Annotated in this window: 27 protein-coding genes; 14 read left to right on the top strand and 13 right to left on the bottom strand. The window is 72.0% G+C overall.

Annotated features, from left to right (window positions below):
* Positions 1–101: 101 nt before the first annotated feature.
* Positions 102–1,220 carry an ABC transporter substrate-binding protein gene (locus tag ACIBG4_RS09395; RefSeq protein ID WP_397201417.1) on the bottom strand — a complete coding sequence of 373 codons (1,119 nt, stop codon included), beginning with the start codon at positions 1,218–1,220 and terminating at the stop codon, positions 102–104.
* Positions 1,217–2,074 (bottom strand): 2-keto-4-pentenoate hydratase, encoded by an 858-nt coding sequence (locus tag ACIBG4_RS09400; RefSeq protein ID WP_397201418.1) that lies wholly within the window; start codon positions 2,072–2,074, stop codon positions 1,217–1,219. The genes ACIBG4_RS09395 and ACIBG4_RS09400 overlap by 4 nt, the downstream gene beginning before the upstream one ends.
* Before the next feature lie 113 nt (positions 2,075–2,187).
* Between ACIBG4_RS09400 and ACIBG4_RS09405 the strand changes: the two genes are divergently transcribed.
* The 4 genes from ACIBG4_RS09405 (at position 2,188) to ACIBG4_RS09420 (ending at position 4,789) form a co-directional block, all read left to right on the top strand.
* Positions 2,188–2,892 carry a dienelactone hydrolase family protein gene (locus ACIBG4_RS09405; protein WP_397201419.1) on the top strand — a complete coding sequence of 235 codons (705 nt, stop codon included), beginning with the start codon at positions 2,188–2,190 and terminating at the stop codon, positions 2,890–2,892.
* Between the two features lie 66 nt (positions 2,893–2,958).
* Positions 2,959–3,501, top strand: a complete 543-nt coding sequence (locus ACIBG4_RS09410; RefSeq protein WP_397201420.1) for a VanZ family protein — start codon at positions 2,959–2,961, stop codon at positions 3,499–3,501.
* A 153-nt stretch (positions 3,502–3,654) separates the two neighbouring features.
* The gene (locus tag ACIBG4_RS09415) at positions 3,655–4,407 is read left to right on the top strand and encodes a GntR family transcriptional regulator (RefSeq protein ID WP_397201421.1); all 753 of its coding nucleotides are present in this window, start codon (positions 3,655–3,657) and stop codon (positions 4,405–4,407) included.
* 121 nt (positions 4,408–4,528) lie between these two features.
* Positions 4,529–4,789 (top strand): hypothetical protein, encoded by a 261-nt coding sequence (locus ACIBG4_RS09420; RefSeq protein ID WP_397201422.1) that lies wholly within the window; start codon positions 4,529–4,531, stop codon positions 4,787–4,789.
* A gap of 206 nt (positions 4,790–4,995) precedes the next feature.
* Here ACIBG4_RS09420 and ACIBG4_RS09425 read toward each other — a convergent pair whose 3' ends face one another.
* Positions 4,996–6,159 (bottom strand): hypothetical protein, encoded by a 1,164-nt coding sequence (locus ACIBG4_RS09425; RefSeq protein WP_397201423.1) that lies wholly within the window; start codon positions 6,157–6,159, stop codon positions 4,996–4,998.
* 147 nt (positions 6,160–6,306) lie between these two features.
* Between ACIBG4_RS09425 and ACIBG4_RS09430 the strand changes: the two genes are divergently transcribed.
* On the top strand, positions 6,307–6,828 hold the full coding sequence (locus tag ACIBG4_RS09430; RefSeq protein WP_397201424.1) for a gamma carbonic anhydrase family protein: 522 nt from the start codon (positions 6,307–6,309) through the stop codon (positions 6,826–6,828).
* Here the strand turns inward: ACIBG4_RS09430 and ACIBG4_RS09435 are convergent.
* Positions 6,800–7,702, bottom strand: a complete 903-nt coding sequence (locus ACIBG4_RS09435; RefSeq protein WP_397201425.1) for a hypothetical protein — start codon at positions 7,700–7,702, stop codon at positions 6,800–6,802. The two genes, ACIBG4_RS09430 and ACIBG4_RS09435, sit on opposite strands and share 29 nt — an antisense overlap.
* A 63-nt stretch (positions 7,703–7,765) precedes the next feature.
* Here ACIBG4_RS09435 and ACIBG4_RS09440 point away from each other — a divergent pair, with 63 nt between their 5' ends.
* Positions 7,766–9,556, top strand: coding sequence for a hypothetical protein (locus ACIBG4_RS09440; RefSeq protein WP_397201426.1), 1,791 nt, complete (start codon positions 7,766–7,768; stop codon positions 9,554–9,556).
* Positions 9,557–9,770: 214 nt separating this feature from the next.
* Positions 9,771–9,932 (top strand): hypothetical protein, encoded by a 162-nt coding sequence (locus ACIBG4_RS09445; protein ID WP_181019825.1) that lies wholly within the window; start codon positions 9,771–9,773, stop codon positions 9,930–9,932.
* Positions 9,933–10,040: 108 nt separating this feature from the next.
* On the opposite strand, the gene ACIBG4_RS09450 is transcribed toward ACIBG4_RS09445, so the two are convergent.
* The 6 genes from ACIBG4_RS09450 to ACIBG4_RS09475 form a co-directional block, all read right to left on the bottom strand.
* Positions 10,041–10,322, bottom strand: coding sequence for a metal-sensitive transcriptional regulator (locus tag ACIBG4_RS09450; RefSeq protein ID WP_310708167.1), 282 nt, complete (start codon positions 10,320–10,322; stop codon positions 10,041–10,043).
* Between the two features lie 29 nt (positions 10,323–10,351).
* Positions 10,352–11,425 (bottom strand): glycosyltransferase, encoded by a 1,074-nt coding sequence (locus ACIBG4_RS09455; RefSeq protein ID WP_397201427.1) that lies wholly within the window; start codon positions 11,423–11,425, stop codon positions 10,352–10,354.
* Positions 11,422–12,219, bottom strand: coding sequence for a hypothetical protein (locus tag ACIBG4_RS09460; RefSeq protein ID WP_397201428.1), 798 nt, complete (start codon positions 12,217–12,219; stop codon positions 11,422–11,424). Before ACIBG4_RS09460 ends, ACIBG4_RS09455 begins: the two co-directional genes overlap by 4 nt.
* A gap of 148 nt (positions 12,220–12,367) precedes the next feature.
* Entirely contained in the window at positions 12,368–14,470 is a 2,103-nt protein-coding gene (locus ACIBG4_RS09465) for a (Fe-S)-binding protein (protein WP_397201429.1), read from the bottom strand.
* A gap of 149 nt (positions 14,471–14,619) precedes the next feature.
* Positions 14,620–15,201: a TetR family transcriptional regulator gene (locus ACIBG4_RS09470; protein WP_397201430.1), complete on the bottom strand. Its 582-nt coding sequence runs from the start codon at positions 15,199–15,201 to the stop codon at positions 14,620–14,622.
* The gene (locus ACIBG4_RS09475) at positions 15,198–16,007 is read right to left on the bottom strand and encodes a sugar phosphate isomerase/epimerase (protein ID WP_310708071.1); all 810 of its coding nucleotides are present in this window, start codon (positions 16,005–16,007) and stop codon (positions 15,198–15,200) included. Before ACIBG4_RS09475 ends, ACIBG4_RS09470 begins: the two co-directional genes overlap by 4 nt.
* A gap of 55 nt (positions 16,008–16,062) precedes the next feature.
* Here ACIBG4_RS09475 and ACIBG4_RS09480 point away from each other — a divergent pair, with 55 nt between their 5' ends.
* From ACIBG4_RS09480 to disA, 5 genes are all read left to right on the top strand, one after another.
* The gene (locus ACIBG4_RS09480; RefSeq protein ID WP_355437596.1) at positions 16,063–16,761 is read left to right on the top strand and encodes a class I SAM-dependent methyltransferase; all 699 of its coding nucleotides are present in this window, start codon (positions 16,063–16,065) and stop codon (positions 16,759–16,761) included.
* 69 nt (positions 16,762–16,830) lie between these two features.
* Positions 16,831–17,205, top strand: coding sequence for a MerR family transcriptional regulator (locus ACIBG4_RS09485; RefSeq protein WP_310708069.1), 375 nt, complete (start codon positions 16,831–16,833; stop codon positions 17,203–17,205).
* Complete coding sequence (gene trxA / locus ACIBG4_RS09490) at positions 17,202–17,507, top strand: thioredoxin (RefSeq protein WP_310708068.1); 306 nt, start codon at positions 17,202–17,204, stop codon at positions 17,505–17,507. The genes ACIBG4_RS09485 and trxA overlap by 4 nt, the downstream gene beginning before the upstream one ends.
* Positions 17,508–17,555: 48 nt before the next feature.
* Positions 17,556–18,962: a DNA repair protein RadA gene (radA, locus tag ACIBG4_RS09495; protein WP_397201431.1), complete on the top strand. Its 1,407-nt coding sequence runs from the start codon at positions 17,556–17,558 to the stop codon at positions 18,960–18,962.
* Positions 18,963–19,003: 41 nt separating this feature from the next.
* Positions 19,004–20,086 (top strand): DNA integrity scanning diadenylate cyclase DisA, encoded by a 1,083-nt coding sequence (gene disA, locus ACIBG4_RS09500; protein ID WP_310708066.1) that lies wholly within the window; start codon positions 19,004–19,006, stop codon positions 20,084–20,086.
* A gap of 166 nt (positions 20,087–20,252) precedes the next feature.
* On the opposite strand, the gene ACIBG4_RS09505 is transcribed toward disA, so the two are convergent.
* The gene (locus tag ACIBG4_RS09505) at positions 20,253–20,963 is read right to left on the bottom strand and encodes a hypothetical protein (protein ID WP_310708065.1); all 711 of its coding nucleotides are present in this window, start codon (positions 20,961–20,963) and stop codon (positions 20,253–20,255) included.
* A 78-nt stretch (positions 20,964–21,041) separates the two neighbouring features.
* On the opposite strand from ACIBG4_RS09505, the gene ACIBG4_RS09510 reads away from it, so the two are divergent.
* Entirely contained in the window at positions 21,042–21,917 is an 876-nt protein-coding gene (locus ACIBG4_RS09510; RefSeq protein WP_397201432.1) for an A/G-specific adenine glycosylase, read from the top strand.
* 278 nt (positions 21,918–22,195) lie between these two features.
* Here ACIBG4_RS09510 and ACIBG4_RS09515 read toward each other — a convergent pair whose 3' ends face one another.
* A complete protein-coding gene (locus ACIBG4_RS09515) occupies positions 22,196–22,573 on the bottom strand; it encodes a cupin domain-containing protein (RefSeq protein WP_397201433.1) in 378 nt (125 codons plus the stop codon).
* Between the two features lie 59 nt (positions 22,574–22,632).
* Here ACIBG4_RS09515 and ACIBG4_RS09520 point away from each other — a divergent pair, with 59 nt between their 5' ends.
* Positions 22,633–23,103, top strand: coding sequence for a MarR family winged helix-turn-helix transcriptional regulator (locus ACIBG4_RS09520; protein ID WP_397201434.1), 471 nt, complete (start codon positions 22,633–22,635; stop codon positions 23,101–23,103).
* 51 nt (positions 23,104–23,154) lie between these two features.
* On the opposite strand, the gene ACIBG4_RS09525 is transcribed toward ACIBG4_RS09520, so the two are convergent.
* The gene (locus ACIBG4_RS09525; RefSeq protein ID WP_397201435.1) at positions 23,155–24,093 is read right to left on the bottom strand and encodes a TIM barrel protein; all 939 of its coding nucleotides are present in this window, start codon (positions 24,091–24,093) and stop codon (positions 23,155–23,157) included.
* Positions 24,094–24,247 lie beyond the last annotated feature (154 nt).

The raw sequence follows: 24,247 nt of genomic DNA on the forward strand, positions 1-24,247 counted from the left end.
CCTGTCGATCACGCGCTCCCATCGGATCGCCGAGACCGGCGATCTTCCGGCTCCCTCTCACGAGGGAACCGGCCTCGCCCCCTCGGGCGAGCGATCCCCCGTCAGCCCGTGGGCGGGATGGTGGCGATGACCCGGTTGACCCCGTCCTCGTACCGCAGGGCGTACCAGGTCTGCACCGGGCTGTGCGTCACCGGATCGAGCCGGAACGTGCCCCGCGGGCTGTCCACCTCCCGCACCCGGCCGAGCGCCCGCGTCAGGTCGCCGCTCTCCGCCCCGCCCTCCGACACCGCCAGGTCGATCAGCCGCATGGCGTCCCAGCCCTGCACGGCCACCGTCGAGGGGTCACGCCGGGTCGCCGCCCGCCACCTGGCCACGAACGCGGTGTTGGCCGGGTTGGCCAGCGCCGGTGAGTAGAGGCCCACGCTGGTCGTCCCCTCGCCGTCGGCGCCGACGGCCGCCATCACGTCCTCGTCGGTGAGCTGCTGGCAGGCCAGCAGCTCCACCTTCCGGTCGTAGCCGAGCTGCTTGTACGTCCTGGCGAAGGAGACGGCCTCGGCCCCGGCGTAGAAGGCGTACAGCAGCTGGGCGTCCGCCGGGATCCGCCCCAGGTACGGCCCGAGGTCGGTGGCGCCGCCGAACGGCGTGAGCACGCGCTTGAGCGGCTCGGCCCCGTAGCCCTCGGCGAAGCCGTCGAGGGTCTGGACGCCCCCGGAGTAGTCGGACGCCATCGCCACCACCCGCACCCGGCCGTGGCTGCGGGCCGCGTACCTGCCGGCCGCCTGGCCCTGCTCCCGGTTGGTGAACGACACCCGGAACACCCCCGGGCCGCCCAGCTCGTCCGCGCCCGCGTTGGCGATCACCACCGGGGTGCCCGCCACCTCGCGCACCACCTCGACCGCCACCGGGGAGGCGACCAGGCCGGTCACCACGCTCACGCCCTCGCCCGACACCAGCCGCCGGGCCTGCTGCCGCCCCTGGTCGGGGCTGCCCGAGTCGTCGGCGACCAGCAGCCGCGCCGGCCGGCCGCCCAGCATGCCGTCATGGGCGTCCAGGTAGAGGCGCATGGCGGTCTCCATGTCCTTGCCCAGCTTCGCGTACACACCGGTCCGGGAGACGATCGCGCCCACCTTGACCACGGGGTCGTGCCGCACCTGCATGGCCGGCGAGGCGCCGCACCCGGCCAGCAGCAGCACCACCGCCGCCGCGGCGGCCGCTCTCACGCGGCGAACACGGCGCACACGGACCCCAGGCCCTCGATCGACGCCTCGAACACATCGCCGGGCGCCACCGGGACCACCGGCCCCAGCGCGCCGGTCAGCACGACGTCGCCGGCGCGCAGCGGCCGGTCGGTGCGGCCCAGCGCCCCGGCGACCCAGGCGGCCGCGTTGAGCGGGTGGCCCAGGCAGTCCGCGCCCGAGCCGGCCGACACCTGCGTGCCCGCCCGGGTCATCGTCATCGCCGCCGTCCGCAGGTCGAGCCCGGACAGCGGCACGGGGGCGCCGCCCAGCACGAACGCGCCACCGGAGGCGTTGTCCGCGATCGTGTCGACCGGCGTGATGTCCCAGCCGGCCACGCGCGAGTCGGCGATCTCGATCGCGGGCAGCGCGAAGTCCACCGCCCGGATCACCTCCGCCACCGTGAACGGCCCGCCCACCAGGTCATGGCCCAGCACCAGGGCGACCTCGGCCTCCGCCATCGGCTGGAGGAACCGCTCCACCGGCACCGGCACTCCCTCGGGGAGGGCCATGTCGGCGAACAGGGCGCCGTGGGAGCACTCGCGAGCGCCGAACCGCTCCCGCATGAGCGCGTTGGTCAGCCCCGCCTTCCGTCCGACGAGCCGCCGGCCCTCCCCCAGCGCCCGCCGGGTGCCGATCTCCTGGACGGCGTAGGCGTCGTCCACCGTGCCGATGAGATCCCTGACCGGCGGGCACGGCTTGCCCGAGCGGGCGGCCTCGGCCAGCCGCCCGGCCGCCTGCGCCCGGATGTCCACCGCGTCCGACCAGGGGTCCGCCGCCGGCCAGGGGTCCACCGCGTCCGACCGGGTGTCCACCGCGTCCGACCATTCGTCCTGCATGCCGCACCGTCCTGTCCGCGTCGACTGCCATCTGCCAGCTTCGCACCGCCGGCGGCCGCGCGGCAGCGGTCATCTCACGCGGCTCTCGTCCGTGATGCGCCATCCTGGGGAGCATGGACAAGCGCATCGACCAGGTGACCGCCCACGACGGCTCGTTCGACGTCCACGTCTGGCTGCCCGAGGGCGGCAGCGGGCCGGGGATCCTCCTGGTCCAGGAGATCTACGGCGTCGGACCGTACATCGCCAAGGTCGCCGAGGAGCTCGCCGGGCGCGGCTACGTGGTGGCGGCGCCCGACCTGTTCTGGCGCCTGCGGCCCGGCTGGGTCGGCGAGCACACCCCGGAGGGGACCGCGGCGTCGATCGAGCTGGCCGCCGGCTTCGACCTGCCGCAGGGCGTCGCCGACTGCGCGCTGACACTCGTCCACCTGCGCGGGCTGCCCGAGGTGACGGGCGGGCTCGGGGCGCTCGGGTTCTGCCTGGGCGGGTCGGTGGACTTCATGCTCGCCACGCAGACGGAGCTCGACGCCGTCCTGTCCTTCTACGGCTCCGCCGTGCCGGAGGCGACCGGGCTGATGGAGCGGATCTCCTCACCGCTGCTGCTGGTCTTCGGCGGCAGCGACCCGTACATCCCGCGTGAGCAGGTGGCGAAGGTCGAGGAGGCGGCGCAGGGGCGGCCGAACGTGCGGGTGTACGTGGACGAGGAGGCGGGACACGCCTTCCACAACAGCGAGTCGCCGATGTTCCACCACCCGGAGGCGGCGGAGCGCGCGTGGCGCATCGCCCTCGACTTCCTCGGCACCCATCTGCCCGTCTCCTGACGCCGTGCCGGGGCTGTCCTGGAGGACAGGTTCTCGTACCCCCGGTCCGGCCCTCATGATGGGCTGGTGGGGCGGACTTGGGAGCTGTGGGGAAATATCATCATCGCTGGGGTTCTGGCGCTTCCGCTGGCAGCGGCCCTGACGTACCTCCTGGGCCGGCGCCGCGCCCGCGCCGGCCACCCCGCGCCCGCCCGCACCGCCCTCGCCGACGTCGGCATCCTGACCGGCACGCTTCCCTGGCTGTGGATGATCCTCACCCCGGCCACCGGTCAGGAAGGAGTCAGTCTCGTCCCGTTCACCGACCTCGTCACTCTCGCCGGCGCGCCGCCGGGCGCGGTGTTGACGCAGGTCGGAGGCAACCTGCTGGTCTTCGCCGCGCTGGGCGCGCTGCTGCCCGTGCGCGGGCCGCGCTTCGCCTCCACGGCGGGGGTGGCCGCCGCCGGGGCCGCCGCCTCGGTCACGGTCGAGGCCCTCCAGTACGTCCTGCGGCTCGGCCGCTACTCGTCGATCGACGACGTTCTCCTCAACACCACGGGCGCCGTGCTGGCCGCGCTGGTTACTCGCCGCTGGTGGGCCACCCGGATAACGACGCGCACGGTTCCCCGATAAAGGGCGGCGGAAACCGGTTTCGGCTCGCCACATGGGCACGATCCGCTCAAAAGAAGCACGCGACCAACCTGCGTATCTGTGCGATCGTGGACAAGACGGGGCAAGTTCTCTGGAGACGCCAAACCCGGTTGGTGACAGAGGGTGGTATCAAACGTGACTGAATCCCCGGTACCCCACGATCTCCCCATCTACCGCCGCATCGCCGACGGCCTCCGCTCCCGGATCCTCGCCGGCGAACTGAGAGACGGGGACCGGCTACCGGGCGAGAACGCGCTGATGGCCGACTACTCGATCGCCCGTGCCACCGCGAGGCAGGCGCTGGCCGTCCTCATCAACGAAGGTCTGGCCGTCCCCAAACGAGGGTCGGGGGTCTATGTGCGCCTGTTCAAGCCGATACGCAGGCACGGCTCACGCCGCCTGGCGCGTGACCAGTGGGGTGAGGGGCACTCCATCTGGGACGCCGACGTGCGCGGCCGGCCGTTCACCGTGGACGAGGTGGAGGTGCTCAACGAGGAGGCGCCCGAGGACGTGGCCGAGGTGCTGGACAGCCGCCAGGCGTGGATCAGGCGGCGGCGCTACTCGGTCGACGGGCGGCCGGTGCAGCTCGCCACCTCGTACTTCCCCGCGCGGGCGGTCGAGGGCAGCGCCATCACGCTGGCCGACACCGGGGCGGGGGGCGTCTACGCCAGGCTGCGCGACCTCGGGCTCGCGCCGGCGCACTTCACCGAGGAGATCCGGGCCCGCATGCCCGCGCCGAGGGAGAGCGAGCTGCTGGGCCTGCCGGCCGGCACACCCGTGATCGTGATCGCCCGCACGGCGTACACGTCGAGCGGCGTGCCGGTCGAGTACAACGAGATGGTCCTGGACTCCGCCGCCTACGTACTCCAGTACGACTTCGACGCCTAGGGCGAACCAGGTTGTCGAGCGATAGGTTCACCTGTCCTTTGCGATCATTTACTTCTCTAGAGAACACGCGCACCCTTCAAGGAGATGGAACCTCGCAGGAGGCCCCGGAGGGATGACGCGCATGTCCTTTGACCGGCACCTCGCCGACATCGCCCGGGAGTTCTCCCAGTGGACCATCTGGCGGAGCGACGCGGGCCGCTGGTGGGCGACACGCCACCAGCCACTCAGCGACGCGCAGCGCGACGCCGGATGCGCGATGACCATCGACGCGGACGACCCGGACGACCTGCGCGAGCGGATCCGGGAGCAGGAGATCAGGGCCGGTGACCCGCAGGGCGCGGCCGGGGACCCGGGGCGGCGCGCCGGGCCCGCGACCTTCTGACGCGCGCCCCGGCCGCACACCGGCCGGGGGCGCACGCTAGCACCCGGTGCCGGGTCCAGCGTCTCGGCGGCCCCGGCACCGGGCCACCAACGGGGCCATGTGCGCGGAAGCCTCCGACCCGATCGGGGGCGGAGGCTTCCGCTCTTCATGGCCGCGACCTCAGGGCCGCGCACGGCTTACCGGCCTCTGACTTACCGGCCTCTGACTTACTGGCGCAGGTCGGACAAACGGCCCAGGTTCACGTCGGTGTCGTCGGAGACCCGGGGCGCGTTCGGCGTTCCCGGTCGCGGCTCGTCATCCTGCACGATGACGCGGACGTCGTCCTGGTCCACGGGCTCCCGCGGGGCGCCGAGCAGCGGACCGACCGCCTCCGGCTCCTGCTGGGCCGGCACGTGCTCGACCGGCGCCTGCCCGACCGGTGCGTGCTCGACCGGTGCGTGCTCGACCGGCGCGGACTCGACCGGCGCGGACTCGACCGCCGTCGACTCGACCGGCGCGGGCTCGCGCGACTCCTCCGGTGCCGGGACCGGCTCGCGCGCCGGGCCCGCCTGCTCCAGAACCAGCGCTCCGGCCGCGCTCTCGGTCCGCATCAGGTCCCCCAGCACCGAGCCGATCTCGCTGAGCCGGCGCACGACCTCGGAGTGCGTGTTGGTGAGGTACTCGACGCGCCGGCCCGCGTGCTCGTCCAGCGCGGCCACGCGCCGGTTGGCGTCCGCGAGCGTCGACTCGGCCTCGCCGCGGGCGGCGGCCAGGGTCCGGTCGGCCTCGGCGCTCGCCGACTCCAGCAGCCGGGCCGCCTCCTGCTCGGCGCCCGTGACCAGCCGCTCGGCCTCGGCCCGCGCGGACCGCAGGGTCTCGTCGGCCTCCGTGCGGGCGGTGGTGAGCTGCTCCTCGGCGTCGGAGCCGGCCTGCGCCAGCATGCCCTCGGCCGCCGCCGTGGCGTCGGTCACCCGCCGCTCGGCCTCGGCCTGGGCGGAGGTCAGGATCTCGTCGGCGGTCGCGCGGGCCGACGACACGAGCCGCTCGGCCTCCTCCGCGGCCTGCTCACGCAGCTGGGTGGACTCGGCCTCGGCGTCGGCCCGCTTGGCGGCGGCCTCCTCCTCGCCCAGCTTGAGGATCTGCGCGAGCCGGGGGCTGAGGTCCTCGTAGCTCTGCGGCGCCTCGACCATGCGCCGCCTGGCCTCGGCCAGCTCGACACGGCCCTGCTCGGCCTGCTCGATCGCCCTGGCCAGCCGTTCCTCGAGATCCCGTATCTGGTTGCGGGTGCGCGTCATGTAGTCGTGGACCTGACGGCGGTTGTAGCCGCGCATCACGACCTCGAAGGTGTCCTCTTGCATCAGATCGGGAATGCTCTCGTGCTGGTTTGTCATGGGGGTTACCTAAAGGTTTGCGTGAGCCGGGGGAAAACTGCGGGTTGTGAGGGTCTGGCAGCGAGACGTCAGGAAACGACTCTCCTGCCATCTGCCCACGTCCGCAAGCGGAACGCCTGACGTGGAGCGGGAATTACGATGGGCCGGGTGTACATCGCAGCGCTGGACGGCGGGGCCGTCCCCGACATTCACCCCGAGGCGTACATAGCGCCTGGTGCCGTCGTCGTCGGACAGGTGCGCGTCGGACGCGCGTCCAGCATCTGGTACGGCTCGGTCCTGCGCGGGGACGACGAGCGGATCGAGATCGCCGAGGAGTGCAACGTCCAGGACCTGTGCTGCCTGCACGCCGACGCGGGCCAGCCGGCCATCCTGGAGCCGCGCGTGAGCCTGGGCCACAAGGCCATGGTCCACGGCGCCCACGTGGAGAGCGGCGCGCTCGTCGGCATCGGCGCGATCGTGCTCGGCGGCGCCCGCATCGGCGCCGGCACTCTGGTCGCGGCCGGGGCCGTGATCGGCCCGGGCAAGCGCATCCCGGCCGGCGTGCTCGTCGCGGGAGTGCCGGGCCGCGTGGTCCGCGAGCTCACCGACGACGACCGTGCCTCCTTCGCCCGCACGCCCGACAACTACATGGCCAAGGCGGTCAGGCACCGGCAGGCGTCAACGTCTTGATCAGCGCCGCGTCCGACACCGACGCGGTGTTGAGCGGGTCGGCGTACTCCGGCAGCTCGGGGCGCAGGAAGTGGACGAAGTCGACGGTCAGCTTCAGGTCGGGCAGGCCCTGGATCTGTTTGGCGTTGCCCTTCGCCGCGTCCTTCTTGAGCGCCGCGTAGCTGTCCCAGTCGGTGTACGCGGTGAGGCCCCACTGGAGCACCTCGGGCAGCTCCGACGGCCAGCGCCGGGCGACCTTCCAGGCACCGCCCTCCTCCCGGTACAACGCCGCGGCGAGTCGGCCGGCCCGGGCCAGGACGAGATCGACCCAGCCCGCCTTGACGGGGACCTCCATCGGCTTGGATCCGCCGTTCAGCGTGTACTTCGCCTCGACCTGGCCGCTCTTCTCGGCGGTGCCCGTGGTCACCGACACCCAGGTCGGCTTGTCGTACGTGCCGGGCACCCGGGCCATCAGCCCGCCGAGCGAGAACTTCCGCTTCGGCTTGGCGCCCTTCTTGCCCTCGACCTTGACCCGGGCGTACATGACGATGTCGCCGGCCAGTTCCTGGTACACGAACGGGCCGCGGAAGCCGTCGAACCAGGTCGAGGTCTTGGGCTCCAGGTAAAGCGAGCCCTTGGCCGTGGTGTTCACGTCGAGCTTGGCGATGCGGTCGACGTCCTTCTCGGTGTCGCTCAGCTTGACCCAGGCGGCCAGGTCGGCAGCCGCGGCGAACTCGGTGGACGCACCGCCCACCTCGCCTCCGGGCTCGGGCGGGGCGGCCCTGGCCACGTCGAGCACGCCGGGGCCGGTCGGGGAGGGCTGCGCCGCGGTGGTCGACCCGCATCCCGCGAGCCCCATCGCCACCATCGCTATCACAGTCCTCTTCAACCTCATAGGGGGACATTCTGCCGTGTATGGGCGGTCGATGATCCACGGACGGCAAGTACGATGGCCGCCGTGCGCCCCTGGGATGCGTTCGCCGCCACGGAAGCGGACGTCCGCGCGATGGTCGCGGACCCCCGCTGGCAGGACCTTCCCGTACCCGTGCGCGCGGAGGCGATCGCCTCGCGGACGCTGGTGACGCCCGACGGCGACCGGTGGCTGTTCGGGGCGCACGCGCGCTGGCACCTGCACGACCCGGCCGACGGCCGCTGGCACCCGGCTCCGCCGCCGCGGGGAGCGCGGGTGCGGCCGGCCGGGCACGCCGCCGCGGTGCTGCCGGCCCGGGTTATCCCCCGCGGGCCGGACTTCGCCGCCGAGCCGGGCTCCACGCAGGCCTTCGTCGGACCGGACGTGCCCGACCATCTCACGGAGCAGGTCCGGGTGCTCGTACGGGCGGCCGGGCGCCGGTCGGAGAAGGACTTCCCGCTGACGGCGTTCGACGAGATCCTCGCCGGTGACGTGCCGAGCACGGTCGCGGCCGTCTGGGGCACGGTGATGTGGTGCGCGTACGCGCCGGCCTTCGACGGCAACGAGCGGCTGCTGACCATCTTCGGCGAGTACCTGCGCCGGCCCCTGCCCGGCGACGAGTGGGTGCGCTGGCTGCCGGCGCCGCCGCTGCTGCACCTGGTCCGGCTCGTGGCCGAGCGGCTGCGGGCGGGCCGCTCGCGCGAGGCGCTCCGGCTGACGGCGATCATGGCCGACACGGCGCAGATCCTGCTGTCCGACACGCGCTTCCGGCCACGCGCTCTGGCACTGCTCACGATGGTGGAGCCGGCGCTGTCACGGCCCGGCCTCGACGACCGCGCCGCGCTGCGCTCCGACGAGTCGGTACGGCTGGCGTGGCTCGACCGCTGCCCGGCCCGGCTGGCGCGGGCGATCCTGCCGGAGACGGACCCGGAGGCGCACTTCGCGCACACGGTGTACGACCTGATGGAGGCGCTGTCCTTCACCCGCGACCCGGCCCGTGCGGCCGCCACGCTGCTGGCCGACCTGTCCGACTCCCGGGGACTGCTGCCGGGGCGGCTGGACCATCGGCTGCGGCATGCGTACGAGGAGCTGGCCGGCGCGGGGCTCACGGGCACGTCGGCGGCGGAGACGACGCATCCGGACGGCTTCGCGGTCCTGGGCCCCTCCCAGCCGCTCCCGGGCCCTCCCGGCGCCCTGGGCACCCCCACGGGCGCCTGGGCCCCGCCGCACCCGCCGGACACCACGGGAGCATGGTCCCCGGGCGGCCCCGGCGGGAGGCGGGACGGACCGGACGAAGCCGGGGAGCCCACCGGCGCCTGGACCCCCGCCGACGAAACCGGCGCGTGGACGCCGGGCGGGCCGGCGAGCACCGGCTCGGGCCGCTTCAGCCGGTCCGGCCGCCTCAGCCGTACCGGCGGCAAGGACACGCCCGGACCCGGCGCACAGGACTCGCACAGGACCGGTGGGCAGGACCCGCACAGATCAGGCGCGCAGGACCCGCGCAGAACCGGTGGGCAGGACGCGCGCCGGACCGGCGACACGGGAGCGGGCGATCGGAGCGGCCCCATGACGAACGGCGGAGAGGGGACGCGCTCCGGGCGGCTGGCGGCGGCGGTGGCGAGGCGGGTGCTGTCACGGATGCCGCGTCAGCGCGTCACGTCGGGCTTCGAGATCGAGCCGCCCGACCGGGCCACCGCGGCGGGCGTGCTGGGGGCGGCCTACGCGGCGGGGCTGGCATGGCAGGCCGTGTCGGGGGCAAGAGTGCCGGAGCGCGGGTTCGCCGGACAGGCCGCGCTGGTGCGCAGGATCGTCCACGAACGCGATGATCTTCCCTCCTAAACCCACTAATACCGTTATTTCTCTCTTACCTCGCCTATATCGTTCTAAGACGCCAAGCACCAGCCATTCGCTGAATTGTGATCTCTGATTGGGGAAATGACCCTCGTGGGGCCCCGGCGGCGCGCAAAGGAATGACTCCGATGGGCCATGTCGCCCGAAGGGCCCCGGCCGTAACCTCGTAGAGGGTGTGGGCTGCGGAAGGAAGGACGACGCGGTGGGGCACGACGACCTGGACTCTCGGGTCCACGACCGTGTCGCGTTGGACGAGATTGCGCTCTACGCCGAGGTACTCACCGCTGTTGCCATCAGCGAGCGGCGGCTGACCTTGGATGAGCTCGACGACGCGCTCGGATTGCGGACTTCAGCGAGTCATTGACGAACGATCACCATGACATGGTCCCGGACTCCTGAGGGGTCCGGGACGGTGATGCGGAGGGTGGCTCACCTCCCACGACATGACTAGTCAGTCGCGCCGGCCACCCTCCTACGAACGGACGAGTCGTGCGATCGCCGCCGACGCCTCCTTGACCTTCGCCTCTGCCTCGGGGCCGCCGCTGTTGATGGCGTCGGCCACACAGTGAGCGAGGTGGTCCTCCAGCAGACCCAGCGCCACCGCCTGGAGCGCCCGGGTCGCCGCCGAGACCTGCGTGAGCACGTCGATGCAGTACGCGTCGTCGTCGACCATCCGCTGCAGGCCCCTGATCTGTCCCTCGATGCGCCTGAGCCGCGTCAGATATGCCTGCTTGTCACCGGTGTAGCCGTGCATGGTCACCACGATATCCGTATCCCTGTCGCTCATCTGAGGTCCGCGATCAACTTCTCCCACTGCACGGCCACCTCGGCGGCCGAGTGGCGCAGGGCGGTGTCGAGCGCCCCGGCGGCCAGCGACCGGCGCCTGCGTTCCTCGTCGATGAGGGCGAGCAGCGCGGCCGCGAACATCTCCAGCCCGGCGTCGCCGTCGTCCGCCGGCACCAGCACCCCGTTGTAGCCGGTCGCCACGAACTCCATCGGCCCCCGCGAGCCCTCGAAGGCCACCACGGGCACCCCGCAGCCCATGGCCTCCAGCACGGTCATCCCGAGGTCGCCGTTGCGGGAGGTGTTGGCCACGATCGACGCCTTGGCGAACTCCCCCGCGAGGTCGGGGGTGACGCCCATGAAGTAGACGTGGTTGTGCAGGTCGAGGTCGCGCACCAGCGCGCGTAGCCGCCGCTCCTCGGGGCCGCCGCCGTACAGCCGCAGCCGCCAGTCGGGCCGCTTGTCCGCCACGGTGGCGAACGCCCTGATCAGCCGGTCGTACCCCTTGACCGGGACCCACCGCCCGCCGGCGGCGACGATGCGGTTGTCCATGCGCGAGCGCGGCCACGGGCCGGTCGGCAGCGCGTCGGGCACGGTGTGGACGGCGGGAGACCCTTCGAGCAGCCGGGTCCACTCCTCACCGGCCGTGTCGGTGGCGGTGGCGACCGCGTGCAGCCGGGGGTAGAACCGCTTGACCGGTCCGGGAACGGCCGGCCTGCCCCACTCGCGGGCGATCTTGAGCAGCTCGCGCGGGGCGTGCCGGGCGGCCTGGACGCCGAGCGCCGGCCGCGTCGTGATCAGCACGTCGGACTTGAGGCTGCGCAGCAGCCGCCAGAGCGCGACCTCCGCGCGCACCTGCCCGCGCGGCAGGAGACGCCTGCCGCCCGGCCTGGCGTCGATCACCGAGCGCATGACCACGTCCGGCCCGACGGGGAAGAACGGCCGGTCCTTGTGCCGCCTGACGCTGATCACCTCGACGTCGTGGCGTTCGGACAGCGCGGTGGCGAGGTTGAGGGTGGAGCGCACGTCGCCGCGCATGCCGTACGCGGAGGAGACCAGCAGGGTGATCCTCATCCGCCCACCTCGATCCGCAGCTCGTCGTCGGCGGTGTAGCGGGGGCGGATGGGGACCCCGTCGATCCGGGCCGAGGGGTAGTGCAGGCGGCGGCGTTTGCCGTCGACGTCGTCGAGCCGCGAGCCGAGCTTCAGCGGCGTGGCCACGCCCTCCACCTCCAGCGAGGGCTCCCAGGTGCCGGCCCCGTCGGGATCGGCCGCGAGCACGTCCACCAGGGAGAACGCGGCGTGGAAGCGCACGCCCTGCACGGTCGCCGAGGTGCGCCGCATCTGATCGCCGGACTGCCTGCGCTGAAGGGCGAGCCTGGCCTCGTGGCGGGCGTCGTCGTCCTCCAGCCCGGTGAAGGCCAGCAGGCCCATCACCTCGAAGCGGCCCTCCCTGAACCAGATCGAGCGCACCTCCGCGATCGGCTCGGCGTCGGCGATCTTCAGCGCGAGGTAACCGTTGCGCGTCCGGTAGGAGCGGTAGGCGAGGGTCCGTTTGCACAGCGCGTACGTGTCGAGATGGTCCAGCGAGAAGCCCGGGTCGACGCTGCGCAGCCGCACGCGCTTGCCGTCGCGCCGCAGGTAGGCGTCCCAGCGCCCGGCCGTCAGCATGAGCGGGGCCAGCGAGACCGCCAGGGTGGCCTCCCCGGCGCGCGCCCCCGGCGTGCCGAGCAGGACCTCACGTTCGACCCCCGTCGTCCGGTGCCTGAGGACGAGCTCCGTCCCGTCGCTCAGGGACTCCTCCATGGCCAGGCGGAGGGAGAGCACATCGGCGAGCGTGACTTCCGCGTCTGTGACCACGACGCGCATCGCGAGCCCCCTCCCCGTCGAATGAAGCCATGCGACGTTGAGGTTACCGTGATTTTCCCGTTATGTGGATGGCGGATTTCTTCCGGGGGTGTCCCCTGACATGCGGAACTCCTCCACATTACCTGTGGAGGAGTCCGACTTTCCGGTGTCAGGTAGGGGTTTTCACGGATTTGATCAGGAGCTGGGCGACGTCCACGACTTCCAGCGACTCCTTGGCCTCTCCGTTGTTCTTCTTCTCGTTGATCGCGTCACCGAGCATCACCATGCAGAACGGGCACGCGGTGGAGACGGTGTCGGGATTCGTGGTCAGCGCCTCGTCCACGCGCTCGGTGTTGATGCGCTTGCCGATGCGCTCCTCCATCCACATACGCGCGCCGCCGGCGCCGCAGCAGAAGCCGCGGTCCTTGTGGCGGTGCATCTCCTGGGTCTGCACGCCGGGCACCTTGGACATGATGTCGCGGGGCTGGGAGTAGACCTTGTTGTGGCGGCCGAGGAAGCACGGGTCGTGGTAGGTGATCTTCTCCTCGATCGGGGTGATCGGGGTCAGCTTGCCCTCGTCCACGAGCTTGGCCAGCAGCTGCGTGTGGTGCACGACCTCGTACGTGCCGCCGAGCTGCGGGTACTCGTTGGCCAGGGTGTTGAAGCAGTGCGGGCAGGTGGCGACGATCTTCTTGACGCCGGCCTCGTTGAGCGTCTCGATGTTCTGCTGGGCCAGCATGTTGAACAGGTACTCCATGCCGAGGCGCCGGGCCGGGTCGCCGCTGCACGCCTCCATGGGGCCGAGCACGGCGAACTTGACGCCCGCGATGTGCAGCAGCTCCGCGACCGCCTTGGTGGTCTTCTTGGCCCGGTCCTCCAGGGCTCCGGCGCAGCCCACCCAGAACAGGTACTCGGCGTCCTCGGGCATCTTCTCGTCGACGACCTCGACCTCGAAGTCCAGCTCCCCGATCCAGTCGGCCCGCTTCATCTCGGACATGCCCCAGGGGTTGCCCTTGTTCTCCAGGTTCTTCACCATCACGCCCGCCTCGGACGGGAACGACGACTCCACCATCACCTGGTAGCGGCGCATGTCGAGGATGTGGTCGATGTGCTCGATGTCCACCGGGCACTGCTCGACGCAGGCGCCGCAGTTGGTGCACGACCACAGCACGTCGGGGTGGATGACGCCGTCCTCGCCGACCAGCGGCTTCTCCAGCAGCGCGAGCACGTCGGTGTCGGCGTGCTCGGTGGAGGCCCCGGCCAGCAGGTACGGGGCCACCTTGAAGGCGTGGTCACGCTGGTCCAGGATGAGCATCTTCGGCGACAGCGGCTTGTCGGTGTTCCACGCCGGGCACTGCGACTGGCAGCGCCCGCACTCGGTGCAGGAGTAGAAGTCGAGGAAGCCCTTCCAGGTGGTGTCGCCGATCTTGCCGCGGCCCAGCCGTTCGGGGTCGAGGTCCTCGTCCTCGAAGTCCACCGGCTTGCCGTCCACGCGCAGCTCCGGCGCGCCGCCCAGGCCGTCGGGGCGGCGGGAGAACAGCACGTTGAGCGGCGCGGTGAAGATGTGCAGGTGCTTGGAGTTGACCACGATCACCAGGAACACCAGCATGAAGCCGATGTGCAGGAGCAGCGCGATCTCCTCCAGCAGCGCGCTGTCCGGCAGCACGTTCCCCAGGCCCAGCGAGACGAACGCGCCCGAGGAGTAGGGGAAGTTGCCGTTGGCCGCCGATGCGCCGCGGGCCAGGAACAGCGTCCAGATGATGTTGAAGATCATGAACAGGACGAGCCACGCCCCGCTCAGGTGCGAGCCGGAGAAGCGCGAGCCGCGTCCCAGTGCCTTGGGCGAGTTCTTGATCCGGATGACGGCGAACGCCACCAGGCCCAGGAGACACGCCACCGCGATGAAGTCCTGCAGGAACCCGAGCACCGCCCACTGGCCGATGAGCGGGATGTGGAAGTCGGGGCGGCCGGTGATCGCGCCCTGCACGATCGCGCCGTACGCCTCGATGTAGACGGTCAGCAGGATGAAGAACGCCCACATCACGAAGAAGTGCGCGACGCCGGACGGCGTCCACTTCAGCAGCTTCTTCTGGCCGAACACCTCGACGAGCTGCGCCTTGACCTCCTCGCCCGCGTGCGCCTTGGCGTACTCGAGGCGTTCGGGGGCGGGCGGACCCACGGTGGCGAGCTTGTAGAGGAACAGCGCCCGACGGCCCGCCACGGCCACCGCCAGGACGGTCATGACGAGTCCGATGATGGCTACCCAGAGCACGGGTCCTCCCACAGACGACGTTGGCTGCCAGCGTACGAGCGCCGGTCGAGCACGCGACGACCAGGCTGTCCCCAGAATCCTACCCATCGGTAACATTTCTGGGGTAACGCGACCCACCCTACGGCCACGGGCCGTTACAGAACAATGCTCTACGCTGTGAAGTAACGCTGGATCGTCGGCGCCAGCAGCTCCACCAGCTCCTCCGGGTCGGCCCCGGCCATCGGCTCCAGCTTGAGCACGTACCGGGCCATCAGCACGCCGAACATCTGCGCGAACGCCGCCTCGATCCGCAGGTGCGGAACCCCCAGCGTGTCGGCCACCCTGAACAGCAGCGCGTTCGTGACGAACTCCCGGAACATCGTCACGGCGTGCTCGTGCGTCATCGCCGAGCGGATGATGGCGATCAGCGGCTCCCGGGTCTCCGGCGTGGCGGTCACCGTGAGGATCAACCGGACCAGCCGCTCCCCGATCTCCTCGCGCGGGCCTTCGAGCAGCGACGGCAGCACCTGCTCGGGTGTCAGCGGCAGCCGCATCGCCGCCGCGAACATGCCCTCCTTGGTGTCGAAGTAGTGGTGCACGAGCGCGGGATCGACCTCCGCCTCGCGGGCGATGCCGCGCACGGTCGCCTTGTCGAACCCCTTCTCGGCGAACACCCGCCGGGCCGCCGTCAGGATCTCGCCCCGGGTGTCGGCCGAGCCCGGTCTGCGGCCGGGGCCCTTCCTGACCGTCATGCCGAGGCCGCGAGGTGGAGGCGGGCGAACGCCAGTGCCTCGGCGAGGTCGTCGATCCGCTCCGTGCGGCTGGACGCCTTGCGCGTGTTGATCTCCAGCACCACCAGCCCGGTGTAGCCGTTGCCGGCCAGCCGCTCCAAAATCGGCGCGCACGGCTGGCTGCCGCGCCCCGGCACCAGGTGCTCGTCCTTGTTCGTCACGCCCAGGCCGTCGGCCAGGTGCAGGTGCGCCAGGCGGTCACCGAGCTTGGTGGCCATCTCCATCGCGTCGGAGCCCGACACGGCCGTGTGCGACAGGTCCAGCGTGACGTGCGGGAAGTCGTAGTCGATCGGGTTCCAGTCCGGGGAGTACGGGACGACGTCGTTGTTCCTGGCGCGCAGCGGGAACATGTTCTCCACCGCGAAGACCACGTCAGTCTCGTCGCGCATGCGGGCCAGCCCGGTCTCGAAGTCGCGGGCGTACTCGCGCTGCCAGCGAAACGGCGGATGCACCACGACCGCCGACGCGCCGAGCCGCTCGGCCGCCTGCCGGGCCCTGACCAGCTTGGCCCACGGGTCGCGCCCCCACACGCGCTGCGTGACCAGCAGGCACGGGGCGTGGATGGCCAGCACGGGCACGTGATAGTGGTCCGACAGCCGCTCGATCACGTCGATGTCCTGGCTCACGGGGTCGGCGCCGACCATGATCTCGACGCCGTCGTAGCCCAGGCGCGCGGCGAGCTCGAACGCGTCAGGAGTGCGTTCCGGATATACCGAGGCGGTGGACAATGCGATCTTCGCATTGGGCACGCGGATGACATCAGCCACGTTGCCAGCCTAAGCCGGTGACGGGATTCTGGCGCGCGCCCCCTACGGTTGGGTCATGCCCCGGATCGCAAAAGGAGCCATTCCCAGCCCCAACATCTGGAACACCCCGCAGCTGTACGAGCTGGAGAACCGCGCCGTGGACCCCGACGGCGCGGCCGAGACGGCCATGCGGGCGATCCGGCCGTGGGACGGCGCGACCGTGCTCGACATCGGCTGCGGCACCGGCTACCACCTGCCCGGCCTGTCGGCCGCGGCGGCCCGGGTGATCGGGGTCGAGCCGCACGGCGACCTGGTGACGCTGGCCCGCCGCCGCTGCGCCGGGCTGCCCGGCGTGGAGGTGCACGCCGCCACCGCGCAGGACCTGCCGCTGCCGGACATGTCGGTGGACGTGGCCATCGCGCGGTGGGCGTACTTCTTCGGCCCGGGCTGCGAGCCGGGGCTGCGCGAGCTCTCCCGGGTGGTGCGGCGCGGCGGCGCGGCCTTCGTCATCGACCTCGACGCGGGCCGCGGGGCGTTCGGCCGCTGGTTCTCGCGCACGGTTCCGGCGTACTCGGCGCGGGAGGTGGAGGCGTTCTGGACGCGGCACGGCTGGCAGCGGCAGGAACTCGACCTGCGCATGGTGTTCGAGCGGCGGGCGGACCTGGAAGCGGTGCTGCGCATCGAGTTCGCCCCGGCCGTGGCCGAGCAGGCGATCGCGGAGACGCCCGGCGTGGAGCTGGCCTACCCCAACGTGCTGCGCTGGCGCCTGTTCTGACCCCTGACCTCGACCCCTCGACCTCGACCCCTTGACCTTGACACCGGCGTCAACGTTTACCGTGTCATCATGCGCATCGGAGAGCTGGCCGGACGTACCGGTGCGAGCACCCGCTCGCTCCGCTACTACGAGCAGAACGGGCTGATCACCTCCCGGCGGAGCGTCAACGGCTACCGCGAGTACGCCGAGGACGACGTCCGCCTGGTGTCGGAGATCCGCACGCTGCTGTCGGTCGGCTTCACGCTGGAGGACACCCGGCCGTTCGTCGACTGTCTGCGCGCCGGCCACGCCACAGGCGGCTCCTGCCAGGAGTCCGCCGAGGTCTACCGACGCAAGCTGGCCCAGATCGACGACGACATCCGCACCCTGCTCGCCCGCCGCGCCGAGGTCGCGGCCCAGCTCGGCGAGTCCTGCTCCGGCTGCATCACCCGAGGAGAGAAATGATCACCCTGACCACCGAGAACTTCGACGAGCAGGTACTGAGCAGCGACAAGCCCGTCCTGGTCGACTTCTGGGCCGAGTGGTGCGGGCCGTGCCGCATGGTCGCGCCGGTGCTGGAGCAGATCGAGGCCGAGTACGGCCTGACCATCGGCAAGCTCAACACCGACGAGAACCCCGACATCATGAACCGGTACGGCGTGCTCAGCCTGCCCACGCTGCTGCTGTTCGAGAACGGCGAGCCGGTGCGGCAGGTCATCGGCGCCCGCCCCAAGCGCATGCTGGTCAACGACCTCGGCCTGGCGTGACGGTCCGCCTGCCCGCGAATGTCGGTGGGGGCCGCTAGCCTGCTCCGCATGGCCAAGACTGCCCCCAAGCCCGGATACCGCTGCGCCGAATGCGGCTGGCGCACCACCAAGTGGGTGGGCCGGTGCGGCGAGTGCCAGGCGTGGGGCACGGTCGACGAGGAGGGCGCCCGCGCCGGCGTCCACGTCGTCCAGGCCGGCGCCACCACCGGCCCCGCGATGCCGATCGGCCACGTCAAGGCCGAGGTGGCGGCCGCCCGCACCACCGGGGTGAGCGAGCTCGACCGGGTGCTCGGCGGCGGCCTGGTGCCCGGCGCGGTGATCCTGCTGGCCGGCGAGCCGGGCATCGGCAAGTCCACGCTGCTGCTGGAGGCCGCCGCCCGGATGGCCGAGCGCGACACTGTCCTCTACGTCACCGGCGAGGAGTCGGCCGCGCAGGTCCGCCTGCGCGGCGACCGCATCGGCGCCATCCGCGACCAGCTCTACCTCGCCGCCGAGACCGAGCTGTCGGCCCTGGTGGCCCACGTCGAGAAGGTCCAGCCCAGGCTGCTCGTGGTCGACTCGGTGCAGACCGTCGGCTCCGCCCAGACCACGGGCGTGCCCGGCGGGGTCACCCAGGTCCGCGAGGTCGCCGCCAACCTCGTGCGCCTGGCCAAGGAGCGCAACATGGCGACCGTCCTCGTGGGCCACGTCACCAAGGACGGCTCCATCGCCGGCCCCCGCACCCTGGAGCACCTGGTCGACGTCGTCCTCAACTTCGAGGGCGACCGCCACTCCAGGCTGCGCATGGTCCGCGCGATCAAGAACCGGTTCGGCCCGACCGACGAGGTCGGCTGCTTCGACCTGCACGAGCGCGGCATCGAGGGCATCACCGACCCCAGCGGGCTGTTCGTCTCCCGGCGCAGCAGGCCCGTGCCGGGCACCTGCGTGACCGTGACCGTCGAGGGCACCCGCCCGCTACCGGCCGAGGTGCAGGCCCTGGTCGCCCGCACCGAGGCGCAGCAGCCCCGGCGCACCTCCTCCGGCCTCGACACCTACCGCGTGCAGATGGTCCTCGCCGTGCTGGAGCGCCGCCTCAACGCCAAGCTCGGCGGCTGCGACGTGTTCACCGCCACCGTGGGCGGCATCAAGCTGGCCGACCCGGCCGTCGATCTGTCCGTGATGCTCGCCGTGGCCAGCGCCGCCGGCGACAAGCCGCTCCCGGCGGGGCTCGTCGCCCTGGGCGAGGTGGGTCTCGCGGGCGAGCTGCGGCCGGTCAAGGACGTGCGGCGGCGGCTCAGCGAGGCCGCCAGGCTGGGCTTCCGCCGGGGCCTGGTGCCCGCCGGCTCCCTCGAAGAAGGCGGCCGGAAGCGCGACGGGCAGCGCTCTCTCGTGCCCGTCGGGCCGGTCACGTTCGCCCCCGGATTCGAGGTGGTGGAGGCGGAGAACGTCTGGGACGCTCTCACACACGTCACATAGCGCCGCTAAGCTGGACTTGACTATTTCGACACGGGGGTCTGGTGCCAAACGACAGGAGTCTGGACGACCGCCGTCGCGAAGCCCTGGCCGCGGTGGCCCCGGGCACACCGCTGCGCGACGGCTTGGAGCGGATCCTGCGCGGGCAGACCGGCGGGTTGATCGTGCTCGGCTACAACCGCGAGGTCGATCAGCTCTGCAGCGGCGGCTTCGAGCTCGACGTCGAGTTCTCCGCCACCCGCCTGCGCGAGCTGGCCAAGATGGACGGCGCGATCGTGGTGAGCGGCGACCAGAAGATCGTGCGCGCCGCGGTCCACCTCGTCCCCGACCCGGCCATCCCCACCGACGAGTCCGGCACCCGCCACCGCACCGCCCAGCGCGTGGCCCGGCAGACCGGCCTGCCGATCATCGCGATCAGCAAGTCGATGCGGATCATCGCCCTCTACCTCGACGGCATCCGCTACGTCCTGGAGGAGTCGGCGGCGATCCTGTCCAAGGCCAATCAGGCCCTGGCCACCCTGGAGCGCTACAAGCACCGCCTCGACGAGGTGTCCGGCACGCTGTCGGCCCTGGAGATCGAGGACCTGGTGACCGTTCGCGACGTGGCCGCCGTCGCCCAGCGGCTGGAGATGGTCCGGCGCATCTCCGACGAGATCAAGGGCTACGTGGTCGAGCTGGGCACCGACGGCCGGCTGCTGTCGCTCCAGCTCGACGAGCTGGTGGCCGGCGTCGACTCCGAGCGGGAGCTGGTCGTGCGCGACTACCTCCCGGCCCCGTCGGGGCGGCGCACCCGGCACCTGTCGGAGGCCATGCACGACCTCGACGAGCTGTCCGGCAGCGCGCTGCTCGACCTGCCGGCGGTGTCCCGCATCCTCGGCCACGACGGCGGCGAGACGCTCGACACGCCGGTCAGCCCGCGCGGCTTCCGCCTGCTGGCCAAGGTCCCCCGGCTGCCGGCCACGGTGGTCGACCGCCTGGTCAACCACTTCGGCGGGCTGCAGAAGCTGCTCGCGGCCAGCATCGACGACCTGCAGGCCGTCGGAGGCGTCGGCGAGTCACGGGCCCGCAGCGTCCGCGAGGGCCTGTCCCGCCTGGCCGAGTCGTCCATCCTCGAACGCTACGTCTGACACGCCCGTCCCCCCTCCAGCGATCGCCCACCCACCTGCGAGATCCCGCTTTCGCGACCCTGCCTCCGAGATCCCGCCTTCCAGACGCGCCTTCGCGACCCACCTTGGAGATCCCACCTTCGCGACCCCCACCTTGGAGATCCCGCCTTCGCGGCCCCGCCTTCGGTCACCTGAGGTGGAAGACCCCCTTGGGGCTTCGCAGCTTCCCCATGCGCGCCACCGCCACGTACGTGCCCGGCAAGGCCGCGGCCGGCGTGGTCCGGCAGTCCTCGCTGGAGCGGCGCCGGTCCCAGTCGAGGGTGCGGACGTACGGGATGCCGCGCTCCAGCTCCCGCACCTCGGCGGCGGGCCCGCTCACGCAGTCGGCCGTGGACCAGATGCGGTCCTCGCCCGAGGTGATGCGGATCTCCAGGGCGCGCGGCCCCACGTCGGCGCGGCACATGGCGGGGCCGGTGTTGACCAGCGTGACCAGGAAGTTGGGCCACGCGCTACCGGTGTAGACGTCCTGCTTGCCCTGCAGGCTCAGCACCAGGTCGCCCTCGGCGCACAGCTGTCCCGGCCGGTCCGGCTTGTTCGCCCCCGCCCCCGCCGCCGCTGACGCCGACGGGGTGGTCATGCCGGGACTCGGCTGGGGCGTCGGGGTTGCCGTGCCGAGCGCGAGGGTGCGCAATCCGGCCAGCAGGGGGTCGACTGAAGGCGAGGCGCTCGCGGAGGACTCGGCGCTGGAAGTGCGCTGCGGCCCGCTGGAGCCGCTGGAGCACGCCCATGCCACCACGGCGACGACCACCAGCACCGCGATGAGCACGCTCATCCGCCGCCGCCAGTAGACGTCACCGCCACCGTCGCCGCCGTCGCCACGCATCGTTTCCGGGTCCATGCACACAGCATGGTAATGGTACGGCTACGAAGCGTGACGACACGCCGATGGGTTCAGTCTCGGCATACGCTGGGGCGCGTGGTTGAGCCGAACCTCCTGCACGTACCCATTCTGGAATGGTACGAGTCCAACGCCCGGGATCTCCCGTGGCGCGCCGCCGACGCCACCCCCTGGGGCGTGCTCGTCAGCGAGATCATGCTCCAGCAGACCCCGGTCGTACGCGTGCTGCCGATCTGGCACGAGTGGATGGAGCGCTGGCCCACCCCTGAGGCCCTGGCCGCCGAGCCACCGGGCGAGGCCGTGCGCCACTGGGGCAGGCTGGGCTATCCGCGCCGTGCGCTGCGGCTGCACGCCTGCGCCCGCGCCATCACCGAGGAGCACGGCGGCGAGGTGCCGTCCGACCACGCCACGCTGCTGTCACTGCCGGGCATCGGCGAGTACACCGCCGCCGCGGTCGCCAGCTTCGCGTACGGGGGCCGCCACGCGGTCCTGGACACCAACGTACGCCGCGTGTTCGCCCGGGCCGTGCGGGGCGAGGAGTACCCTCCGGTGGCCACGTCGGCGGCCGAGCGGCGGCTGGCCGAAGCGCTCCTGCCCGAACTGGGGGCGGCCCGGTGGGGGGTGGCGGTCATGGAGCTGGGGGCGCTGGTGTGCACGGCCCGCGGCCCCCGCTGCGCCGACTGTCCGATCACACAGGTCTGCGCCTGGCGGCTGACCGGCAAGCCGCCGCACGCGGGGCCGGCCCGCAAGGGGCAGACGTACGCGGGCACGGACCGGCAGTGCCGGGGCCGCCTGCTCGCGGTGCTGCGCGCGGCGCACGGCCCGGTGCCGAAGGAGGCGCTGGACGTGGTGTGGGACGACGCGGTGCAGCGCGAACGCGCCCTGGACGGCCTCATCGCCGACGGCCTGGCCGAGCACCTCGACGACGGCACCTACCGCCTCCCCCACACCTGACCTCCCCGTCCCACCGGTGGATCGGGCGTCCCAGGCGGCCAGGCGCAGGAGCCCAGGCGTACGGGAAGGCCCGGCGCCCAGGCGTACGGAACGGGCCGGGCTCAGGCGGACGGAACGGGCCCGGACTCAGACGTACGGAAAGGGGCCGGGGCTCACGCGTACGGAAAGGGGCCGGGGCTCACGCGTACGGAACGGGCCGGGGCTCACGCGTACGGAACGGGCCGGGGCTCACGCGTACGGAACGGGCCGGGGCTCACGCGTACGGAACGGGCCGGGGCTCAGGCGATCCACGGGGGGACGCCGAAGTCGGCGCCGTCGGCTGTGATGGCGCGGGCGCCGGCCTCCGCCGTGACGATCGCGGCATAGCCCTCGGCGGCGCCGGCCAGGACCCGCCGACGCGTGTGCGGAGGCATCACCACCGTGTCCCCGGCCTCCACGGTGAACGTCTCCTCCCCCAGCTCCACCGTCGCCGCCCCGGACAGCCACGTCCACACCTGCTCGACGTCGAAGTCGTGCACCGGTCCCTCGGCGCCCGGCTTGGCGTCCACGCGCCAGATCGACCGCGTGGCGTCGCCCTGCGTGGGCGAGGCCAGCGTGGTCATCACGCCGCCCGGCGTCTCGGATCGGCGGGCCTGCGCGTCACGAATGACAGCCATCGGTCACTCCACTAAGATAGACAATGTCGTTGTCCATATAGTTAACCAGGTTGTCTATCGTGTCAAGTGATGTCCCGGGCTTCGAGCTTCCCCTGCGCCTCCTGCTGGGCTTCAGGGTGCTCATCGACGAGCTGCACGCCGAGCTGGCCAGGCAGGGGCATCCGCATGCCCGGCCCCTGCACGGGTTCGTCCTGCAGGCCATCGGCGCCGGCGGCACCACCGCCGTGGAGCTCGGCCGTCTCCTCGGCGTCTCCAAGCAGGCCGCGGGCAAGACCGTCGAGACGCTCGAACGCGTCGGCTACGTGGAGCGCACCGTGGACCCGGACGACACCCGGCGCAAGATCATCCGCCTCACGCCGTACGGGATGGACGTCCTCGCCCGCTCGGCGCGCATCTTCGCCGACCTGCGGGCGCGATGGGCCGCGGAGCTGGGAGAGGAGCGCCTGCGGGCGCTGGAGGCGGACCTGCGGAAGGTCACGCCGCCCGACATGTTCCGCCTGGACATGCCGGGCTGGTTCGGCTCCCTCTGACGTCCTCGCGCTGACGTCCTCGCGCTGACGTCCTCGCGGCGAGCCGCGACGTCAGGCGGCGAGCTGGAGGCCCAGGCCCGTGAGGTTCGTGCGGGCCCAGTCGAGCTCCTGCGCCAGCATCGACACCAGCGCGCCGGGGCCCTTGGCGCGGCCGGGGACCGCGAGGTTGTGGGTCTCCACCTCGATGTGGGCGCTGCCGCTGACCGCGCCCGACAGCATGGCCGTAAGCGTGTCGTGCAGGACCGCGCCCGTGCTGGGCGTCTCACCCGTGTGGTTGTGCACGTGCCCGAGCTTGACCACCGGCGCCCCGGCGGCGGCCAGGCCGCGCAGCGCCGCCCCGGCCTCCTCGGAGCCGCAGGCCAGGTGGCAGGCGTCGAGGCAGACCCCCAGGTGCTCGGAGTCGATGCCGCACACCCGCTCCAGCGCCTGCTCGGTGGTCTCCAGGACGCAGCCCGGCCACGGCTCGAAGCCGACGCGGATGGTCTTGCCGGTGACGCTGTAGATGCCGCGCAGCTCGCGGGCCAGCCGCTCGAGGCGGCGCGTGGCGATGGAGTGCAGGTCGGCCGGCCAGTCGCGCCGCCAGCCGATCGGGATGGTGGAGATGCTGCCGAACCGGACGTCCTCCGGCAGCAGGAAGGCGAGGATCTTGGCCAGCGCCATCGTGTAGCGGTAGCGCTCGGGCTTGGCCCAGTCAGGGCCGGGGACCTCCTGGTTGCGGCCGCCCGTTCCGTTCAGGCTCACGACCTCCAGGCCGCGCTCCTCCAGGGAGCGGCGCAGCCGGACGAGCTCGATGCGGTCGGCCGTGAGGTGGTCGGCCACGCTCGGCGACAGCCACAGACCGATGCCCATCCGCTCGACGCCCAACCGCTTGCGCACCGGCACCGCGTAGCGGGTCAGGTGGGCGATCAGGTTCTCCAGGTCCTCGGCGGGGTGGACGCCCGCGTTGTAGGCGAGGTGCACGAGCGTTCCGTCGTCGTGACGCAGGCGCATCGGTTTCCTCCACGGCTTGGCATTGATCGTTGGCATCACCCGGTCAGGGGGCGCGCGGACCCTGCCGAGCATGCCTGCTCCGGATGACGCGCGCGTCCGCCCTGGGTTGACTGCCTCGTACTCCCCAGGGAGCAGTCCCACCCTAGGTAAACGA

Source organism: Nonomuraea sp. NPDC050383 (assembly GCF_044459125.1).
Classification (GTDB): Bacteria; Actinomycetota; Actinomycetes; order Streptosporangiales; family Streptosporangiaceae; genus Nonomuraea.

Coding starts and splice junctions, on each gene's coding strand:
- ACIBG4_RS09400 (WP_397201418.1), bottom strand. CDS start 2,074: ATGCAGGACGAATGGTCGGACGCGGTGGACACCCGGTCGGACGCGGTG.
- ACIBG4_RS09405 (WP_397201419.1), top strand. CDS start 2,188: ATGGACAAGCGCATCGACCAGGTGACCGCCCACGACGGCTCGTTCGAC.
- ACIBG4_RS09420 (WP_397201422.1), top strand. CDS start 4,529: ATGTCCTTTGACCGGCACCTCGCCGACATCGCCCGGGAGTTCTCCCAG.
- ACIBG4_RS09425 (WP_397201423.1), bottom strand. CDS start 6,159: ATGACAAACCAGCACGAGAGCATTCCCGATCTGATGCAAGAGGACACC.
- ACIBG4_RS09435 (WP_397201425.1), bottom strand. CDS start 7,702: ATGAGGTTGAAGAGGACTGTGATAGCGATGGTGGCGATGGGGCTCGCG.
- ACIBG4_RS09450 (WP_310708167.1), bottom strand. CDS start 10,322: ATGCACGGCTACACCGGTGACAAGCAGGCATATCTGACGCGGCTCAGG.
- ACIBG4_RS09455 (WP_397201427.1), bottom strand. CDS start 11,425: ATGAGGATCACCCTGCTGGTCTCCTCCGCGTACGGCATGCGCGGCGAC.
- ACIBG4_RS09460 (WP_397201428.1), bottom strand. CDS start 12,219: ATGCGCGTCGTGGTCACAGACGCGGAAGTCACGCTCGCCGATGTGCTC.
- ACIBG4_RS09470 (WP_397201430.1), bottom strand. CDS start 15,201: ATGACGGTCAGGAAGGGCCCCGGCCGCAGACCGGGCTCGGCCGACACC.
- ACIBG4_RS09480 (WP_355437596.1), top strand. CDS start 16,063: ATGCCCCGGATCGCAAAAGGAGCCATTCCCAGCCCCAACATCTGGAAC.
- ACIBG4_RS09485 (WP_310708069.1), top strand. CDS start 16,831: ATGCGCATCGGAGAGCTGGCCGGACGTACCGGTGCGAGCACCCGCTCG.
- trxA (WP_310708068.1), top strand. CDS start 17,202: ATGATCACCCTGACCACCGAGAACTTCGACGAGCAGGTACTGAGCAGC.
- radA (WP_397201431.1), top strand. CDS start 17,556: ATGGCCAAGACTGCCCCCAAGCCCGGATACCGCTGCGCCGAATGCGGC.
- ACIBG4_RS09505 (WP_310708065.1), bottom strand. CDS start 20,963: ATGGACCCGGAAACGATGCGTGGCGACGGCGGCGACGGTGGCGGTGAC.
- ACIBG4_RS09515 (WP_397201433.1), bottom strand. CDS start 22,573: ATGGCTGTCATTCGTGACGCGCAGGCCCGCCGATCCGAGACGCCGGGC.
- ACIBG4_RS09525 (WP_397201435.1), bottom strand. CDS start 24,093: ATGCGCCTGCGTCACGACGACGGAACGCTCGTGCACCTCGCCTACAAC.